Here is a 17397-nt window from a genome sequence, read left to right on the forward strand (position 1 = left end):
GACGCGAGGGGTGCGGACGGAAGGGCGTACGGACAGCAGGGGGAAAGGGCAGGGGGGTAAGGGCGGGTGGTACGGGCGGGTGGTTCGGGGTCAGCCCAGGACGGCCCGTGCGTCCAGGGCCAGGGCGCCGTCCGGACGCACCAGCAGGGGATTGACCTCCAGCTCGGCGATCTCCGGATGTGCGGCGGCCACCGCGGTGATGCGTTCGATGACGGCGGCGGCGGCGGCCACGTCGACGGCCGGCCGCCCGCGGACGCCCGCCAGAAGCGCGGCGGTCCGCAGCCCGCGCAGCAACTCCTCGGCCCGCCGGGCCGGTACGGGCGCCAGCGCGAAGGCGACGTCGCGCAGGGTCTCGGTGAGGACGCCGCCGAGCCCGACCATCGCCACCGGTCCGAACCGGGGGTCTCGGTTCACGCCCACGATCAGCTCGATGCCGTCCGAGAGGTCGGCCATCGCCTCGACCGAGTAGGCGGGGGCGCCGAGCCGGGCGTGCATGTCCCGGTACGCGGCGAGGAGCGCGTCCCGGCCGGCCAGCCGCAGCGCTACGCCGCCCGCGTCGGACTTGTGCAGGAGGTGCAGGGCCTTGAGCACGTACGGGCCGTCGAACTCCCCTGCCGCGGCCAGCAGTCCGGCCTCGTCGGTGATCTCGCGCGCCGGCGGGAACGGCACCCCGGCGGCGCCGAGCAGCGCTCGCACCCCGTGGTACCCGGCGTCCCGCAGCGGCGCGGCCGGAGCGGGCAGCGCGGGGAGCTGCGGTGTGCCGCCCGCCGCCCGGACGGTCATCGCCGACAGGGCGCGGGCGGCGTCCTCGGTGGCGGCGAAGACCGGTATCCCGGCTTCGGCCAGCACCCGGCAGCTCGGCGACTGCGGATACATGGACTGCACGACCATCGGCTTCGGCGCGACCGCGAGGTGCGTGACGATCTTCTCGGCGGCCCGCGTCTCGCCCTCGGCGAGCACGGAGCCGCCGGCCGGGCTGCCGCCCAGGCCGCCCTCGGAAGCGGCGTACCCGCCGAAGTAGCCCGTCATCAGGACGGCGTCGACCTCGTCGGCGGCGAGGAGTTCCGCGACCGTGTCGGCGTACGAGAGGGGCTGCTGCTCGCCCATCCCCGCCAGGTCGACCGGATTGCCGACCGCGGACTGCTGCCACAGTACGGTCCGCAGCCGCTCCTGCGTGGCCGCGGCGAGTTCCGGTACGTCGAGCCCGGCGTCCTCGGCGGCGTCGGCCGCGATCGCACCGTGGCCGCCGCCGTCGGTGAAGACCGCGGTCCGGCTTCCTTTCGTACGCGGTCCCGGCCGGGCGCTCACGGCCGCCAGTACCACCGTCATCTCCCGTGGCGTACGGACGAGTTCCACGCCCGCGTCGCGGCAGGCGGCGGCCACCACGTCGGCCGAGGTGGTGAGCGCCCCGGTGTGCGACTGGGCGCTGCGGGCGGACGCGGAGCCCCGCCCGGCGGTGAGCAGGACCACGGGCTTGCCCGCCGCGGCGGCGGCCCGGGCGAAGGCCCTGCCGTCGCCGAAGTCCTCGGCGTACACGGCGATCGCCGTGGTGGCCTCGTGGCGGGCGCAGTCCTCGACGAGGTCGACGAGGGTGACGTCGGCCTGGTTGCCGAGGGAGACGAACCGGGAGAAGCCCAGGCCGTGCGGAGCGCCGCGGAGCTGGAGTTCGAGGGCGAGGTTGCCGCTCTGGCTCAGCAGGGCGACGCCGCCGGGAGCGAAGCGGTCCGAGGCGAGGTAGAGCTCGGTCGTGTTGTCGGCGATGCCCAGGCAGTTGGGTCCGACGAGGACGGCTCCGGCTTCCCGGACGCGTGCGACGACCGCGCGTTGCCGGGCCAGTCCCGCCGGGCCGGCCTCGGCGAAACCCGCGGTGATGCCGACGATCGCCTTCGCCCCGCAGGCCAGGGCGTCCTCGACGGCGGCCTCGAAACCGTCGCCCGGGACGGAGATCACCACCAGTTCGACGGGTTCGCCGATCGCGGCGAGGGACGGGGCGGCCGGTCTGCCGAGGACGGTGCCGCCGCGCCGGTTGACCAGGTGCACCGGCCGCCGCCCGTCGGCGCGCAACGCCTGGGAGGCCACCGCGTGGCCGTACTTCGCCGGGTCGTCGCTGGCTCCGACCACGGCGACGGAGCGGGGGTCGAAGAGAGCGGTCAGATCGCGTGCCATGTCACTTCTCCACTCGGAGGGCGGAGTTGGGGCAGCTCTCGGCGCAGGCGCGCGCCGCTTCCTCGGTGCCGGACGGGACGGTGAGGGCGATGACCCTCGCGAAGCCCCATTCGTCGAGTTCGACCAGGTCGGGTGCGTGTTCCTGACACAGCCCGTAGCCCTGGCAGCGGGTGGAGTCCAGCAGGAGTTTCACGGTGTTCCTTTCAGGGCGGGCAACGGGGTGCGGGACGAGGCCGCGTCGGCGACCTCCGGTACGGCCACGGCGAGGCGGCGCCCGTGGACGCCCGCGGGCGGGGCGGTGGCGAAGGCAGCGATGCAGCCGGGGCACGGCCCGCCGAGGTGCGACCGGACGAGATCGGGGAAGGCGAGCAGGAGGCTGCCCGCGGTGCCCGCGGCGGCGTCGAGCAGGCCGCAGGCCCCGCGCCCGGGCAGGCCTCGGGACCACCGGTCCAGGTGGGCAAGGGTGTCGGGGGCGGCCGTGCCCGCGCAGAGCGCGTGCACGGCGTCGCGGATCGCCGCCGTGCCCGACACACAGACGCCGCACTGCCGTGCGCTCTCGGCCGCGAGGTGGCCGATGGCGTCCGCGGCGGTGCTCACCGGGCAGGCGCCGACGGCGAGGAAGCGGATCGCTCCGCAGCCCAGCGCGGTGCCCGCCGCGGCGAGTGCGTCGGGGTCGAGGGGGAGGTCCAGGGCCCGGGCGTCGACGAGTCCGCCGAACAGCCCGCCCATCAGGGCCCCGGCCGCGTCCGGGGTGCCGTGAGCCGCCGCCAGGGTGCGCAGGGGGACGCCGTACGGGACTTCGGTGAGCACGGGCGCCCCCCTCCCGCCGGACAGCGTCACCAGGGTGGCGCGGGCGATCCGGTCGCGCAGGTCGGGGCGTGTCGCGGTGAGGGCGATCCGGGCAAGGGTCTCGACGTTGGAGACCAGGGTCGGCGCGCCGCCGACCCCCTGCTCGAAGGGGCGGGGCGGCTTGGCGGTGGGCAGCGCCGGTCCGCCGTCGATCCGGCGGACGACCGCGCTCTCCTCACCGGCGACGTAGGTGTGGGCGGTCTCCACGACCTCGATGGGCAGGTGCGGCTCCCGTTCGGCGAGGGCCCGGCGGACGCGTGCACCCGCTTCCGGGTCCGAGAGGTAGACGTAGCCGCGGACGGCGCCGGTCACCGAGGCGGCCCGGACGAGGCCGTCGAGGACCAGATGGGGCCGGGCCTGCAGCAGCCAGCGGTCCTTGACCGAGCCCGGCTCGCCCTCCTCGCCGTTCGCCACCACCACCGGGACGCCGCCGCGCTCGCGGACGGCGCGCAGCTTGACGGCGGCCGGGAAGCCGGCCCCGCCGCGACCGCGCAGACCGGATGCGGCGAGGTGGTGCAGGAGCTCGTCCGGGCCGGTGGCGTCGGCGTAGCCGCCGGTGGCGCGGTAGGCATCGGCACTCTCCGTCACGTGGGGTGCCGCTCCGAGTACGGAGCCCGGCGACGGTGCCGTGGGGAATCGGATGGTGGTCATCGGCTGCTCCCTGTCCGGGGGTCGGTGCGCAGGATCCGTACGGCGCCTTCGAGTGCGCTGCGGTCCCTGGCGGTGCGGCCGTATCCCGTTCCCGGGAGGCCGATGAGCATGCGGTGGTGGTCGAGGACCACCTCTCCGGCGAGGAGGGCGGCCGCGCGGATGCCCGGCTCAGGGCGGGCGGCCACGGCGGTCACCAGCTCGGTGACCTCGGCCAGGTAGCGGAGCCAGCTGTGGCGGCTGCCCCGCAGGATCAGGCGCTCCACGCGGCGCCGCTCGGCGGCCGCCAGCTCGGCCGTCAGCTCTGCCGTCCGTGCTGCCTGTGCGGACTCCGAGCGGGGACGGTGCGAGGAGGCGCGCAGGGCGGCGACCGCTGCGGGCAGTTCCCGCTCGGGTTCGGGAGTGAGCCCGAGCCAGTCCAGACGCCGACGACCGCTCATGCGTGCCTCCGGGAGGGATGGGGTGCCGTGACCGACCGGGTCGGGTGACGGGAGCCGAGGGCGGGGGAGACGGGGATGCCCAGGGGCTCGCCGCAGGGGGACGCCGGGGGCGTGCGGCAAGGGATGGAGGGGGTGCGGGCCCGGGCGGGTGCCAGGGGGGCGGGCTGCGTCCGGCCAGACAAAAGGCCCAGAAGTGGAGATACGCCGGTGCAGCGACGAGAATTACGCTAGCTGACCGATCGGTCAGCGTACAAGTCTTGACCCGGCGGAAATCAGCCAGCAATCTGACTGTCCAATCGGTCAGCAAGGTCTCGGCGTCCGCCCCGGCCTGCTGCCCGCTGCTGGGTCGTCTCGACATCGATCGCCGAAACCGATCGCCGCACCGCCGGCACGGAGGAGTCACCCGATGCACTCCAGAGCCCCTGAAAAGCCCCCTATCGAGCAGCCGGTCCAGGACGCCCCCGGGCCCGCCCTGTCAGCCCGCTACTACACCGATCCCGACACGGCCGCCGCCGAGACGAAGCACGTCTTCGCCAAGTCCTGGCAGGTCGTCTGTCACGAGTCCGACCTGCCGAACCCGGGAGCCCGGCTCGCCGCGGCGGTCGCGGACCGCGAGGTACTGGTCGTCCGTACCGAGGACGGTGGCCTGGCCGCCCACCTCAACGTGTGCCGCCACCGCGGAACGCGCCTGGTCACCGCCCCCGAAGCGGCCGGCAAGGCGATCCGCTGCCCGTACCACGGCTGGACGTACCGCCTCGACGGAAGCCTGGTCGGCGCCCCGGAGGCACGGCAGATCCCCTGCCTCGACAAGCCCGGGCTCGGTCTGTTCCCGGCCCGCGTCGAATCCTTCCTCGGCTTCGTCTTCGTCAACCTCGACCCCGACGCCGTACCGCTGGCGCAGCAGTGCGCCGGGCTCGCCGAGGCGGTCGGCCACTACGCCGGTGCCGACCTGGTACCGGTCGGCCGCAGCCGGATCCACGACCTGGCCGGGGCCGAAGTGCAGGAGGCCAACTGGAAGGTGGCCGTCGACAACTACCTGGAGGGCTACCACGTCCCGGTGGCGCATCCCGGGCTGATGCGGCTGCTCGACTACCAGGGCTACACCTGCGAGATCGAGGAGTCATACGCCCTGTTCGCCTCGCCCCTGCGGGACAAACCGTCCTCGAACTGGGCGGAACGCCTCTACCAGCGCATCGCCGCCCCCATGCCCGGCCTCAACGAGGCCGACCGGCGGGTCTGGCGGTACGCGGTGATCTACCCGAACACCCTGATCGACTTCTACCCCGACCACGTGCTGGCCTGGACCGCGATCCCCACGGCGGTGGACCGGGTGGCCGTACCCGGCGCGTTCTACACCCGGCGCGGTACGGGCCTGCGCACCCGGCTCGCCCGCCGCCTGAACATCCACATCGGCTGGATCACCAACGACGAGGACGCCGAACTCGTCGCCCGGGTGCAGAAGGGGCTCTCCACCCCCGGCTTCGAACCCGGGCCCCTGTCCCGCCGCGAGTCGGCGGTCGGCTGGTTCGCCGGCCGCATCCGGGCCGACCTCGACGCCGGCTCCGACACCGGCTCCGACACCGCCCAGCACTGAACCCGCGCCCTGACGCACCGTTCGTTCCCCGCCGTCCCCCCACGGCCCCCTACGGAGAGGACCCCCGATGTCCCCCGAGGCACACTCCCTGTCCAGACGCTCCTTCCTCCGCGCCGGCACCGCCGCGGCCCTCGGCCTCTCGGTGGCCGGCTGCGGATTCGCATCCGAAGACGACCCGGCCGGCAAGGCCGCCGAGGAGACGCCGATCGACGTCAAGGTCGACGGAGACCTGGTCTATTTCAACTGGGCCGACTTCGTCGATCCGGCCGTCTTCGAAGGCTTCGAGAAGGAGTACGGCGTCAAGGTCGTCCAGTCCAACTTCGACTCCATGGAAGGCATGGCCGCCAAGCTCAACGCCGGAAACCGCTACGACATCATCTTCCCCACGGCGAAGTGGTCGGAGCGGCTCGCCGCCGGAGGCAAGCTGCGCACGATCGACCACGCCCGGCTGAAGAACGCCGAAGCCGTGTTCGGCGGTTACGACTACTTCGCCGACCCCTGGTACGACCCCGGCTCCCGGCACACCGTCCCCTTCACCATGTACAAGACCGGCATCGGCTGGCGCAGGGACCGGCTCGGCGACCTGACCGGATCCTGGGACGACCTGTGGAACGACAAGGCCAAGGGCAAGGTCTTCGTCCTCGACGACCGCGACGAGGTGCTCGGCATGGGCGCGCTCAAGCTCGGCCTCGACGTCACCACCGGCGACCCGAACGACCTCGCACGGATCACCGACACCCTGCGCTCGCTCCGCCCCCGCCTGCGCGGCTTCTCGAGCGACAGCTACAACAACCTGCTCAACGGCAACGCCGACATGACCCAGGCATGGAGCGGGGACATGGCCGCCATGCTCGCCCAGGCCGAGGACCCCTCCGTCTTCGGCTTCGAGGTCGCCCGGGAGGGCGCCCCCGTCAACTCCGACTGCTACGCCATCCCCGCCGACGCGCAACACCCCGGCACCGCGATGCTCTTCATCGACTACATGCTCCGCCCGGAGAACGTGAAGAAGAACATCGAGTACATCGGCTACCCGATGCCGGTCCGCGGCAGCGAGGACACCTACAGCGCGCTCGTGGAGCCGTTCCCCCAGTGCCTGGTGACCACGGACGACCTCAAGGACGACCGCTACTTCCGCAACGGCACCGCGAAGGGCGAACAGCACCGCGACGCCGCCTGGACCGATGTGAAGGCCGGCTGACATGGCACGACGCAACCGATCCGGCACGGCCCGTCCGCCGGGCGCGGGACCGGCCGTCTCGGGGGCGAGGCTGTGGACCTGGCTCATGCTCCCCGGCACCCTCTGGATGACCGGGTTCCTCCTCGCCTCCCTCCTCCTGGTGGCCACCCTCGCGTTCGGCACCACCGACCCGCTCGGAAACCCGCGCTTCGGGCTCAACACCGACAACTTCGCCGCACTGGCGGACCCGGCCTACCGCACCGTCCTGCTGCGCTCCCTCGGCTACGCGCTGATCACCTGCCTCATCTGCCTGGCCGTGGCCTACCCGGTCGCCTACGCCATCGCGCTGCACGGCGGACGCTTCAAGAACCTGCTGATCGCCGCGATCGTCGTGCCGTTCTTCGCCAACTACCTGGTGCGCATGTACGGCTGGTCCGTCGTCCTCTCCGACGACGGGCCGCTGCTGAAGGCCCTGCGCGCCATCGGCATCGCCGACGACGGCACCAAGATCCTCCAGACCGGGCCGGGCGTCATCGCGGGACTCGTCTACGGCTTCGTCGTCTTCATGATCATCCCGCTGTACGCGGCCATGGAACGCATGGACACCTCGCTCATCGAGGCCGGACGCGACCTCTACGGCGGCCCCTTGCGGACCTTCCTCTTCGTCACCGTCCCCGCCACCCGGCAGGGCGCGGCCGCCGGCTGCGTCCTCGTATTCCTGCCCGCCATGGGCGACTTCGTCAGCGCCCAGCTCATGGGAGGCCCCGACCAGATCATGATCGGCAACCTGATCCAGGACAAGTTCTTCCAGGGCCAGAACTGGCCGCTCGGCTCGGCCCTGACCATGCTGCTGATGGCGGTCCTGCTGTTCGGGATGCTGGGCTATCTGCGGCGCACCCGCAAGGACGAGGCGGAGGCGGTCCGATGACCCTGCGCCCCGCCGCCCAGGCCGACCTCCGGCCGCCGGCCGACCCGGCCGAACACCGCGGGCTCCCGGCCGCCGACGGGACACGGGCGAGGCCCGCCCGCCGGCCGCGCCGCCGCCGACGCGGGGCCGACCGCCGGCCCCGTTTCGCCATCGCCGTCACCGCCGCCTTCTTCGCGCTGCTCTACCTCCCCGTCGTCGTCGTCGTCCTGTTCTCCTTCAACTCGCAGAAGTCCCTCACCGTCTTCGAGGACGTCAGCCTCCGCTGGTACAGCGCGTTCCTCCGCGACGACGTACTCATCGACTCGCTCGGGATGAGCCTGCGGGTGTCCCTGGTCGCCATGGCCGGCTCGCTCGTCCTCGGCGTGGCCCTGGCCCTTGGCCTCGTACGCAACCGGAGCCGCCTCGGCTCCTTCGCCGGCCTGGTCATGCTCGTCCCGCTGATCACCCCGGAGATCGTCACCGGCGTCGCGGCGATGATGCTCTTCAAGGGCCTCGGCATCACCCTGTCCACCACCACCGTGATGCTCGCCGAGATCACCTTCTCCATCTCCTACGTGACGGTCATCCTGCGCTCCCGCATCGCCGCCCTCAACCCGGAGGTCGAGGAGGCCGCGATGGACCTCGGCGCCACCCGCCGGCAGGCCCTGTTCCTGGTCACACTGCCCGCGCTGCTCCCCAGCATCCTCGCGTCCGGGGTGCTGATCTTCGCCCTGGTCTTCGACGACTTCGTCCTCGCCTACTTCACCACCGGCGTCGACCCGCAGCCGCTGTCCGTCCGCATCTACTCGGCGATCAGGTTCGGCGTCCAGCCCACCATCAACGCCGTCGGCACCCTGATGCTCGTCGGATCCATCGGCCTCATCGTGCTCGCGCTCGCCATCCCGCGCCTGTTCGGCCGCCGCGGCGGCCTCGATCTTCTCTCAGGGAAGTGACCCCCATGCAGGACCCGCACCCGCACCCGCAGCCGCAGCCGCAGCCGCAGCCTCACGCTCACCCCGACCCTCAGCCGCACCCGAATCCCGCCGTCCGGCTCGACCGGGTCAGCAAGCAGTACCCCAACTCCGACGCCTACGCCGTCCACGACGTCACCCTCGACGTCGCCCCGGGCGAGTTCTTCTCCCTCCTCGGCCCGTCCGGCTGCGGCAAGACCACCCTGCTGCGGATGACCGGCGGCTTCGCCGACCCCACGGAAGGCAGCGTCCTGCTCGACGGCCAGGACGTCACCGGCCTCCCGCCCAACAAGCGCAACGTCAACACCGTCTTCCAGAGCTACGCCCTCTTCGACCACCTCTCACTGGCCGACAACGTGGCCTTCGGCCTCAAGCGCAAGGGCGTGGCCCGCCCCGAGATCCGCGAACGGGTCGCCGACATGCTCGACCTCGTCCAGCTCGGGGGACTGGCCGGCCGCAAGCCGCCCACGCTCTCCGGCGGCCAGCGACAGCGCGTCGCCCTCGCCCGCGCCCTGGTCAACCGGCCGCAAGTCCTGCTGCTGGACGAGCCGCTGGCCGCGCTCGACCTCAAACTCCGCCGCCGGATGCAGGTCGAGCTCAAGCAGATCCAGCGCGAGGTCGGCATCACCTTCGTCTTCGTCACCCACGACCAGGACGAAGCCCTGACCATGTCCGACCGCCTCGCGGTCATGAACGAGGGACGCATCGAGCAGTGCGGCACGCCCGAGGACGTCTACGAGCGCCCGACGAGCAGCTTCGTGGCCTCCTTCATGGGCACCTCCAACCTCGTCCCCGGCACCTACCGCTCGGGCCGGGTCGTCCTCGACCAGGGCCCCGCCCTGCCCGTCGGCCCCCGGTCCGGCGTCCCCGACGGCAGCCGGGTCAGCCTCTCCATCCGCCCCGAGAAGATCTGGCTCTCCGACTTCGAACCGGGCATGGCCCAGGTGAGCGGAGTCGTCCGGGAGACCGTCTACTGCGGCCCGACCACCACCTACCTCATCGAACTGGCCCCCGGAGTCACGGTGTCCGTGCTGGAGCAGAACACCGTCCGCTCCCGCATGGAGGACCGCTGGAGCGGCGGCGAGCAGGTCGAGATCGGCTGGAAGCCCGAGCACTGCCTGGTCCTCGACTGACACCCCGCCCCCACGCCACGCCCCCACGCCCCGCCTCCTGCCCCCGCCCCGCACCGACCGAAGGAAGCACCCCCATGAACCACGACGTCATCGTGCTCGGCGCCGGACTGGCCGGTCTCGCCGCCGCGCGCGACCTGGCCGCAGGCGGGGCCGACGTCCTCGTCGTCGAGGCCCGCGACCGGGTCGGCGGACGTGTCGAACAGACCGCCCTCCCCGACGGCCGGCTGGTCCAGCTCGGCGGGGAGGTGGTGGGCCGGGCCCACACCGCCTACACCGCCCTCGCCGCGGAACTGGGCCTCACCCTGGTCCCCAGCTACGTCGCCGAGCCCGGCGCCCTCGTCCGCGCCACCCCCGAAGGAGTCGGTGCCGGAGACCCGCCCCACTGGTTCGGGGGTGGCGACGAAGCCTGCCACGCCAAGGTCACCGCCGCCTTCACCGCGCTCGCCGCCACCGTCGATGCGGCCGACCCCTGGTCCCACCCCGAGGCCACGCCCCTCGACCGGCTCTCCGTCGGCGACTGGCTGCGCTCGCAGGGAGCCACCCAGGCCGTCGTACGTCTCTGGGAGATCGGCCAACTGGCCCTCGCCGACGGCGCTTGCGAACGGACCTCGCTGCTCGCCGCCCTCCGCAAGCACGCCGCCGTACCCGGCACGGGCCACTACGAGTACGAGGCCTGGGAAGGCCTGCGATGCGCCGAGGGATCGGCGACCGTGGCCCTGCGCATGGCCGAGGCCCTCGGCGGGCGGATACGTACGGGCTCACCCGTCGAGGCGGTCACGGTACGGCGACCAGGCCGCTGCTCCGTACGCCTGGCGGGCGGCGAGACCCTGACCGCCGACGCCGTGGTCAGCGCGCTCCCGGTCGGCCCGCTCCGCTCGGTCGCCGTCACCGGAGTCTCCGACGAACGCCTCGCCGCACTGCATCGCCAACGCCACGCCCTCGCGGCCAAGTTCACCGCCGCGTACGACAGACCCTTCTGGCGCGACCGCGGCCTCAGCGGCCTCTCCGAATGCGAAGGTGTCCTCGGCAGCACCTGGCCGCAGAGCGAAGGCATCCTCTCCGCCCTGGTCCCGCCCGAGCGCTACGGCGTCCTGCTCGGCATGCCCGCTCCCCTGCGCACCGCCGAACTGCTGGCCGACATCGCGCGCCTCTACGGCGACGAGGCGCACCATCCGCTCGCCACGTACGTACGCCTGTGGGGCACCGACCCGTGGACCCAGGGGTACGTCACCCAGTGGACCCCCGGTGACGTCATGGCCGTCGGCCCCCGGCACGGCACCCACGAACCCCCCTTCTACGTCTGCGGATCCGACCAGTGGGTGGCCGGCTACATGGAAGGCGCCGTACGCACCGGACGCGAGGCCGCCAAGGAGGCGCTGAGCCGTGGCTGACACCCTGTACAACCACATCGGGGGAGTGGACCGCCCCGCCGCCTCGGGCGCGACGATGGCCCTGACCGACCCCGCCACCGGCCGGGTGCACCGCCACGCACCGCGCTCCGGCCCGGCCGACACGGACGAGGCCTGCGCCGCGGCGGCAGCGGCGTACGCGCACTGGTCCACGACCACCCCGGCCGCCCGGCAGCGCGCCCTGCTCGGCATCGCCGACGCCATCGAGGCGCACACGGACGCCTTCGTGGCCGCCGAAACCGGGGACACCGGCAAGCCTGCCGACCAGTTCAGGAACGAGGAACTGCCCGCGATCGTCGACACCGTCCGCTACTTCGCCGGAGCCGCGCGGAACCTCCCGGGCGCCGCCGCGGCCGAGTACACCGAGGGCCGCACCTCCCTGCTGCGCCGCGAACCGGTGGGCGTCTGCGCCCAGATCACCCCTTGGAACTACCCGCTGATGATGGCCGCATGGAAGATCGCCCCGGCGATCGCCGCCGGAAACACCACCGTGCTCAAGCCCGCGGACACCACCCCCTCCTCGTCCGCGCTGCTGGCCCAGATCGCCGCGGGACACCTGCCGCCGGGCGTGCTGAACCTCGTCTGCGGCGACCGAGACACGGGCCGGGCCCTCACCGCCCACCCGGCGGTCGCCCTGATCGCCGTCACCGGCAGCGTCCGCGCCGGCCGGGAGATCGCGGCGGCCGCCGCGGCCGGCCTCAAGCGGGTCCACCTGGAACTCGGCGGCAACGCCCCCGTCCTGGTCCACGAGGACGTGGACGTGGAGGCCACCGCCGCAGCCCTCGCCGCCGTCGCCTACTACAACGCCGGCCAGGACTGCACCGCGCCCACCCGGCTCCTGGTCCACCGCCGGATCCACGACGTCTTCCTCGCGGCCTTCGCCGCCGAAGCGGCACGGCTCCGTACCGGCGTCGACTTCGGGCCCCTCAACAACGCGGCCCAACTCGCCTCGGTGCAGGCCCTGCTGGACCGCCTGCCGGCCCACGCCGAGATCGTCACCGGCGGCAGCCGACTCCCGCGCCCCGGCTTCTTCCACGAGCCCACGGTGGTCGCGGGTGTCCGCCAGGACGACGAGATCGTGCAGGAGGAGATCTTCGGCCCGGTGGTGACCGTCCAGCCCTTCGCCGACGAGGCCGAGGCTCTGTGCCTCGCCAACGGCGTGCGCTTCGGCCTGGCCGCGAGCGTGTGGACCACCGACCACGACCGCGCGATGCGTGCCACCCGCGCCCTCCACACCGGCATCGTCTGGGTGAACACCCACGGCACCACCGTCTCCGAGATGCCGCATGGCGGAGTCAAGCACTCCGGCTACGGCAGTGACCTCTCCCTGTCCGGCCTCCTGGACTACACCCAGGCCAAACACGTCATGCTGTGAGCCCAGGCCGGAATGCCGATGGGTGATCGCCGTGACACGCTGAGACGGGGGACCCCGCCGGTCCCGGCATGTCAGGCCGGCTCTGCAACCCATGGAGATCGACATGGCCAGTGACGCCAGCAGCCCCCGCGCAAGCACCGCACCCCCGAACCCCTGGCATGCGCCCACATCCGGCACCACCGTCCTGGCAGGTTCCCTGATGATCTTCGGCGGAGCGATGGCGCTCTTCGAAGGGATCGCGGCCCTCGCGAAGGACGACTTGTTCGTCACGACGCGCCACTACGTGTTCGAGTTCAGCCTGACCGGCTGGGGCTGGGTACACCTGATCCTGGGCATCGTCCTCATCCTCGCCGGCTGCGCCGTCCTCGGCAGCGGAGCCCTGTGGGCGCGCTTCTTCGGTGTCGCCGTTGCCGGGCTGGGCGCGATCGCCAACTTCCTGTGGATTCCGTACTACCCCTGGTGGGCCCTGGTGCTGGTCGCCGTCAACCTCTTCGTCGTCTGGGCACTGTGCAAGGGCATGCACCGAGAAGCGGACACGAGCCCGACTGCCTGACCCGGCCGTGGCAGGGGCCGTCCCTCTGGCGACGACCCGAAGTTACCGGGAGGTAGCCACGGGGGCGCCGGGACGGTAGCGTCGGACGACGAGAGGGGAGAGCCATGCCTCGTACGTTCACGGTGTCCGACAGCATCGTCGTCCATGTCCGTCCCGCCGACGTCTACCGGCACGTTTCCGATCCCGCGCGGATGGGTGACTGGAGCCCGGAGAACCTCGGCGCCACCGTCCACGGCGGCGCCGCCGGAGAGACCCGCGTCGGGACGGTCTTCGACGGGCGGAACAAGCGCGGGGCCTTCCGATGGACCACTCGGTGCACGGTGACGGCGGTCGAGAAGGACCGGCTGTTCAGGTTCCGGGTGCACGCCATCGGGATCCGGCGTCCGCGGATACCCGGCCCGATCGCCACGTGGGAGTACCGGTTCGAGTCCGTTCCGGAGGGCACCCGGGTGACCGAGACGTGGACCGACGACCGCCGCTCGTGGCCGGACTTCGCGGCCCACGCCTTCGACCGGGTCGCGACGCGGGGACACACCTTCGCCGATTTCCAGCGCAGGAACATCAGCACCACGCTGCGCAACCTCAAGAAGGCCCTGGAGCCGGCGTCCGACAGCGCATGATTCCCTTCCGGCGTGCTCATCAGGGGCAGGGGCGGCCGGTCTGCAGGGTGGTGGCAGTCGCGGTGATGATGCTGTCGAGCTTGTCCCGGGTGCTGGCCAGATTGCCGATCCGGGTGTCGATGCGGTCCCGCTCGGCCGTCAGCCGGTCGAGCAGCTCGGGCGTCACCTCACCGGTCACGACGCACGGCAGCAGTTCCACGATCGACCTGCTCGCCAGCCCTGCCGCGTACAGCTGCTGGATCAGCAGGACGCGGTCGACCGCGCTGTCCGGATAGCGCCGCTGACCGCTGGGGCTGCGTTCGGAGGCCAGCAGGTTCTGCTCTTCGTAGTACCGCAGTGCCCGCACGCTCACGCCTGTCCTGGTGGCGAGTTCCCCGATGCGCATCGCGCCTCCCTTGCCTTGCAGGGTCCGGCAGTTCCTGCCCCTGACGTCAGCGTAAGGGGCGGCCTCCATGGCTGAGACGGTGCCGTGGCCGGCGTGGCGTGCGTCACACCTTCTTGCCTCTGACGTCAGCGTCAGCTTTTAGCGTGATCGGTGGAGGGCCTGCGGGCCGGAGTATCCACCGAGAGAAGGACGAGATGCCGTCGTACGACGAATACACCAGTCTGCGCGTGGCGATCGACTCGGGCGTGGCTCGTGTCACGCTCGACAACCCGCCGGTCAACATGCTCGACACGGCACTCATCAACGAACTGCACGACTTCGCCGGGGCGGTCCGCGGGGACGATCGGGTGCGCGTGATCGTTGTACAGAGCGCCGACCCGGACTTCTTCGCCGCCCACGTCGACTTGAGCTTCATGCTCAAGCCGGAGACCTTCGCGGAGCTGGCCAACCCGAACGCCGGCACCGGCGGCGACGAGTCGCTCCTCAACCCCATGCAGAAGCTGATGCTGCGCTTCCGCACGCTGCCGCAGGTGACGATCGCCAAGCTCGCCGGGCGCCTTCGGGGCGGCGGTAACGAGCTGGCGATGGCACTCGACATGCGCTTCGCCGCCACGGGGCGGACATGGCTCGCCCAGCCCGAGACCCGGATGGGCATCATCCCCGGTGGCGGCGGGACCCAGCTGCTGACCCCGCTGGTGGGGCGCGCCAGGGCTCTGGAAGTGATCCTCGCGGGAACCTGCTCGACGCGGAGCTGGCCGAGCGCTACGGCTGGATCAACCGCACCCTCCCGGCCGAGGAACTCGACGGCTTCGTCGACGCACTCGCCGGGCGCATCGCGGCGCTGCGCCCGGAACAGATCGCCGCGGCCAAGGCGGCGGTCGGGGCCGCATCGACCGGCGGCGGTCAGCTGCTGGAGGGGCTCGCCGAGGAGAGCAAGGCGCTGGCCGGGGTGTACCCGGCTCCGGACGCGGTGGTCGAGCGCATGCGCGCCGCCGTGGAGGCCGGCGCGCAGACCCGCGAAGGCGAACTCGACCTGGAGGCTTCGCTGGACCGCGTTCCCTGGTAGGGCTTCGGCAGCTGCGCGGTGTGCGCGGTCAGGCGGCGGGCTTGCCGGGCTGGTCGTGGGTCGAGCAGTGGATGCCGCCGCCACCCGAGGCGATCGTGTCGATCGCGACCGGCACGATGTCCCGCTTGGGGAAGTGTTCCTGCAGGAGGCCGCGGGCCCGGTCGTCGGCCTTGCGGTCCCCGAACGCGGGCATGAAGACGGCGTCGTTGGCGATGTAGAAGTTGGCGTAGGTCGACACGAAGTCGTCGCCCTGGCCCGTGATCCTGTTCAGGTCGGGCTGCGGCAGGTCGATGACCTCGAAGTGCCGGCCGCGGGCGTCCGTCGCCTTCGACAGGACGGACTTGGCCTGGTCGGCGGAGCGCGACCAGGAGTCCGGCGGGGTGCTGGGGTGCGCGCGGTCCAGCAGGACCACACCGGGCGCGGTGAAGCGCACCAGGCTGTCCACGTGGGCATCCGTGATGTCCTCGCCGCGTACCCCGGCCAGCCACACCACCTTCTCGACCCCCAGGGTCTGTTTGAGTTCGCCCTCGATGGTGTCCCGGCTCTTGCCCCGGTTGCGGTTGTCGTTGACGATCGAGCTCTCGGTGATCAGCAGGGTGCCCTCACCGTCGGGCTCGAAGGATCCGCCCTCCGCGACCAGCGGGGCCTGGACCCGGGGGATCCCGTACTTCTGGAGCAGGTCGCGGCCCACGACCCCGTCGTTCTTGTGCTCCTGCTTGTTGCCCCAGCCGTTGAAGTTGAAGTCGACCCCGACGACCTTGCCGTCCTGCTCGGCGAAGACGGGGACGGTGTCGCGCGCCCAGAGGTCGTCGACGGCCAGCGGGATCACCTCGACCTGCGAGCCGCACGCCCGCTGTGCCGCGTCCGCCTGATCGGGCCGGGCCATCATGACGACCGCCTCGTACTCCCCGACGGCCCGCGCGATCCGCGCGATGTCCTCGCGCACGTAGGGCAGGTCTCCCTCCCAGACCGAGGACAGCGCCGGCCAGGACATGAACGTACGGGCGTGGCTCTCCCACTCGGCGCCCAGCCGGCGCTTGCCGGCAGCGGCGGGCTGGGAGGGCCCGCCGGTGGCGCCGGCCTTCGCTCCGCCTCCGGAGGGGCCGCAGGCCGAGGAGCCCGCGACGAGGGCGCCGATTCCGGCGAGGGTGCGAAGCGCGGTCCGACGGGTGGGGTCGAGGAAGGACACGGGAACTCCGATCGTGGGCTGGCGGAAGGGGTGCATCCGGCCAGGGCGGGCGCGGTGTGTGGCGAAGGCCGACAAGACCGGGCCGAGCTCTACGGACAACAGCGCGCGCTCGTACCGCGAACGGCCGCCATGCACGGAGAGTGATGCGGCCGCGTGTCGCCACTCTCCCACTGACTGAAAATTCAGTCAAATTCGGAGCCGAGGAGGGGCGTCGCCGAGCTGTACCGGCAGACCGGCCGGCCCGCCGATGGCCTCGCCTGGCTCGACCGTGCCCTCGTCGTCGAACCGGACCACCCCAAGGCCGGCCCGGCCCGCCGTTGCCCGCTGTCGCCCGAGGCCGCCGAACGGGCCCCACGGCCACGGCCGCGGCACCCGCACCGCAGGGCGTCGGGGGGAGCCGGAAGTCCCGGTCCCTCCTCACCCGTCTCCTGGGCCGTGGCTGCTGAGCGGGTCCTCAGGCCATCTCGTCACGGATCAGGTTGCGGTGCTCCTCGTAGACGAGCCGCGCGTCGTCGTTCGGCAGCGCCGGGGTCGTGAGGCCACAGGCGCAGGTCACCACCGTGAGATCGGACAGAGCGCGCAGGGTGTGCCCCTCGGGGCTGGTCCGGGCCGCCCCCGTCGGCTTCTCGTATCGGAGGTTGTGCGGGTAGTGGGCTGTGCGGACGGCGGCCGGGGAGATGCCGGCGCTGGTGTGGTCGAAGGTGAAGCGGTGCTCGCTCATGGGTCCAGTGTCGTCTGCCGGACGCCGGTAACCTGCGTCCGCGCGGCAGAACGCGAGGCGAGCATCACCGGGCCGGACGCGGAGCGGGAGTGAAGCCGGGCGTGTCGGTGCTGGTCGCAGCCCCCGCGGTCCGGCACGGTGGGCGCGGTCGGTGGCCGTCCGGCGCGACGGCCCCAGGAGCGCGCGAGGGGTTC

Annotated in this window: 17 protein-coding genes and 1 pseudogene; 11 read left to right on the forward strand and 7 right to left on the reverse strand. The window is 72.4% G+C overall.

Annotated features, from left to right (window positions below):
* Window positions 1-90: 90 nt before the first annotated feature.
* The 4 genes from JIW86_RS36385 to JIW86_RS36400 are packed head-to-tail and all read right to left on the reverse strand — an operon-like array spanning window position 91 to window position 4103.
* Window positions 91-2166, reverse strand: coding sequence for an acetate--CoA ligase family protein (locus tag JIW86_RS36385; RefSeq protein ID WP_257558588.1), 2076 nt, complete (start codon window positions 2164-2166; stop codon window positions 91-93).
* A gap of 1 nt (window position 2167) precedes the next feature.
* Window positions 2168-2359, reverse strand: coding sequence for a ferredoxin (locus JIW86_RS36390; RefSeq protein ID WP_257558590.1), 192 nt, complete (start codon window positions 2357-2359; stop codon window positions 2168-2170).
* Window positions 2356-3666, reverse strand: a complete 1311-nt coding sequence (locus tag JIW86_RS36395; RefSeq protein WP_257558591.1) for an NADH-ubiquinone oxidoreductase-F iron-sulfur binding region domain-containing protein — start codon at window positions 3664-3666, stop codon at window positions 2356-2358. The genes JIW86_RS36390 and JIW86_RS36395 overlap by 4 nt, the downstream gene beginning before the upstream one ends.
* On the reverse strand, window positions 3663-4103 hold the full coding sequence (locus JIW86_RS36400) for a hypothetical protein (RefSeq protein WP_257558592.1): 441 nt from the start codon (window positions 4101-4103) through the stop codon (window positions 3663-3665). The genes JIW86_RS36395 and JIW86_RS36400 overlap by 4 nt, the downstream gene beginning before the upstream one ends.
* A 406-nt stretch (window positions 4104-4509) precedes the next feature.
* Here JIW86_RS36400 and JIW86_RS36405 point away from each other — a divergent pair, with 406 nt between their 5' ends.
* The 9 genes from JIW86_RS36405 (at window position 4510) to JIW86_RS36445 (ending at window position 13842) form a co-directional block, all read left to right on the forward strand.
* Window positions 4510-5697: an aromatic ring-hydroxylating oxygenase subunit alpha gene (locus JIW86_RS36405; RefSeq protein ID WP_257558593.1), complete on the forward strand. Its 1188-nt coding sequence runs from the start codon at window positions 4510-4512 to the stop codon at window positions 5695-5697.
* Between the two features lie 67 nt (window positions 5698-5764).
* On the forward strand, window positions 5765-6895 hold the full coding sequence (locus JIW86_RS36410; RefSeq protein ID WP_257558594.1) for an extracellular solute-binding protein: 1131 nt from the start codon (window positions 5765-5767) through the stop codon (window positions 6893-6895).
* A 1-nt stretch (window position 6896) separates the two neighbouring features.
* Complete coding sequence (locus tag JIW86_RS36415) at window positions 6897-7802, forward strand: ABC transporter permease (RefSeq protein ID WP_257558595.1); 906 nt, start codon at window positions 6897-6899, stop codon at window positions 7800-7802.
* Window positions 7799-8734, forward strand: a complete 936-nt coding sequence (locus JIW86_RS36420; RefSeq protein ID WP_257558596.1) for an ABC transporter permease — start codon at window positions 7799-7801, stop codon at window positions 8732-8734. Before JIW86_RS36415 ends, JIW86_RS36420 begins: the two co-directional genes overlap by 4 nt.
* Before the next feature lie 5 nt (window positions 8735-8739).
* Window positions 8740-9885, forward strand: a complete 1146-nt coding sequence (locus tag JIW86_RS36425; RefSeq protein WP_416237701.1) for an ABC transporter ATP-binding protein — start codon at window positions 8740-8742, stop codon at window positions 9883-9885.
* A 74-nt stretch (window positions 9886-9959) separates the two neighbouring features.
* On the forward strand, window positions 9960-11276 hold the full coding sequence (locus tag JIW86_RS36430) for a flavin monoamine oxidase family protein (protein ID WP_257558598.1): 1317 nt from the start codon (window positions 9960-9962) through the stop codon (window positions 11274-11276).
* A complete protein-coding gene (locus JIW86_RS36435) occupies window positions 11269-12669 on the forward strand; it encodes an aminobutyraldehyde dehydrogenase (protein WP_263862079.1) in 1401 nt (466 codons plus the stop codon). Before JIW86_RS36430 ends, JIW86_RS36435 begins: the two co-directional genes overlap by 8 nt.
* Window positions 12670-12772: 103 nt before the next feature.
* Window positions 12773-13222 carry a hypothetical protein gene (locus JIW86_RS36440; RefSeq protein WP_416237636.1) on the forward strand — a complete coding sequence of 150 codons (450 nt, stop codon included), beginning with the start codon at window positions 12773-12775 and terminating at the stop codon, window positions 13220-13222.
* 104 nt (window positions 13223-13326) lie between these two features.
* Window positions 13327-13842, forward strand: coding sequence for an SRPBCC family protein (locus JIW86_RS36445; protein ID WP_257558599.1), 516 nt, complete (start codon window positions 13327-13329; stop codon window positions 13840-13842).
* A gap of 19 nt (window positions 13843-13861) precedes the next feature.
* Here JIW86_RS36445 and JIW86_RS36450 read toward each other — a convergent pair whose 3' ends face one another.
* Window positions 13862-14227 carry a MerR family transcriptional regulator gene (locus JIW86_RS36450; RefSeq protein ID WP_257558600.1) on the reverse strand — a complete coding sequence of 122 codons (366 nt, stop codon included), beginning with the start codon at window positions 14225-14227 and terminating at the stop codon, window positions 13862-13864.
* 281 nt (window positions 14228-14508) lie between these two features.
* On the opposite strand from JIW86_RS36450, the pseudogene JIW86_RS41770 reads away from it, so the two are divergent.
* Window positions 14509-14904, forward strand: a pseudogene (locus JIW86_RS41770) (enoyl-CoA hydratase/isomerase family protein); the annotation flags it as partial.
* Complete coding sequence (locus JIW86_RS41775) at window positions 14850-15293, forward strand: hypothetical protein (RefSeq protein WP_322975576.1); 444 nt, start codon at window positions 14850-14852, stop codon at window positions 15291-15293. The pseudogene JIW86_RS41770 and the gene JIW86_RS41775, both read left to right, overlap by 55 nt.
* Window positions 15294-15321: 28 nt before the next feature.
* On the opposite strand, the gene JIW86_RS36460 is transcribed toward JIW86_RS41775, so the two are convergent.
* Together JIW86_RS36460 and JIW86_RS36465 are read right to left on the reverse strand one after the other, a co-directional pair.
* Window positions 15322-16518, reverse strand: a complete 1197-nt coding sequence (locus JIW86_RS36460) for an agmatine deiminase family protein (protein ID WP_416237637.1) — start codon at window positions 16516-16518, stop codon at window positions 15322-15324.
* A gap of 418 nt (window positions 16519-16936) precedes the next feature.
* A complete protein-coding gene (locus tag JIW86_RS36465; RefSeq protein WP_215142832.1) occupies window positions 16937-17203 on the reverse strand; it encodes a hypothetical protein in 267 nt (88 codons plus the stop codon).
* Window positions 17204-17397 lie beyond the last annotated feature (194 nt).

The organism is Streptomyces sp. NBC_00162 (genome assembly GCF_024611995.1).
Lineage (GTDB): Bacteria > Actinomycetota > Actinomycetes > Streptomycetales > Streptomycetaceae > Streptomyces.

Bases quoted from the DNA above. Each gene is read 5' to 3' on its own strand.
- JIW86_RS36385 (WP_257558588.1), bottom strand. From the start codon at position 2,166: ATGGCACGCGATCTGACCGCTCTCTTCGACCCCCGCTCCGTCGCCGTG.
- JIW86_RS36395 (WP_257558591.1), bottom strand. From the start codon at position 3,666: ATGACCACCATCCGATTCCCCACGGCACCGTCGCCGGGCTCCGTACTC.
- JIW86_RS36400 (WP_257558592.1), bottom strand. From the start codon at position 4,103: ATGAGCGGTCGTCGGCGTCTGGACTGGCTCGGGCTCACTCCCGAACCC.
- JIW86_RS36405 (WP_257558593.1), top strand. From the start codon at position 4,510: ATGCACTCCAGAGCCCCTGAAAAGCCCCCTATCGAGCAGCCGGTCCAG.
- JIW86_RS36410 (WP_257558594.1), top strand. From the start codon at position 5,765: ATGTCCCCCGAGGCACACTCCCTGTCCAGACGCTCCTTCCTCCGCGCC.
- JIW86_RS36415 (WP_257558595.1), top strand. From the start codon at position 6,897: ATGGCACGACGCAACCGATCCGGCACGGCCCGTCCGCCGGGCGCGGGA.
- JIW86_RS36420 (WP_257558596.1), top strand. From the start codon at position 7,799: ATGACCCTGCGCCCCGCCGCCCAGGCCGACCTCCGGCCGCCGGCCGAC.
- JIW86_RS36425 (WP_416237701.1), top strand. From the start codon at position 8,740: ATGCAGGACCCGCACCCGCACCCGCAGCCGCAGCCGCAGCCGCAGCCT.
- JIW86_RS36430 (WP_257558598.1), top strand. From the start codon at position 9,960: ATGAACCACGACGTCATCGTGCTCGGCGCCGGACTGGCCGGTCTCGCC.
- JIW86_RS36440 (WP_416237636.1), top strand. From the start codon at position 12,773: ATGGCCAGTGACGCCAGCAGCCCCCGCGCAAGCACCGCACCCCCGAAC.
- JIW86_RS36445 (WP_257558599.1), top strand. From the start codon at position 13,327: ATGCCTCGTACGTTCACGGTGTCCGACAGCATCGTCGTCCATGTCCGT.
- JIW86_RS36450 (WP_257558600.1), bottom strand. From the start codon at position 14,227: ATGCGCATCGGGGAACTCGCCACCAGGACAGGCGTGAGCGTGCGGGCA.
- JIW86_RS41775 (WP_322975576.1), top strand. From the start codon at position 14,850: ATGGCTCGCCCAGCCCGAGACCCGGATGGGCATCATCCCCGGTGGCGG.
- JIW86_RS36460 (WP_416237637.1), bottom strand. From the start codon at position 16,518: ATGCACCCCTTCCGCCAGCCCACGATCGGAGTTCCCGTGTCCTTCCTC.
- JIW86_RS36465 (WP_215142832.1), bottom strand. From the start codon at position 17,203: ATGAGCGAGCACCGCTTCACCTTCGACCACACCAGCGCCGGCATCTCC.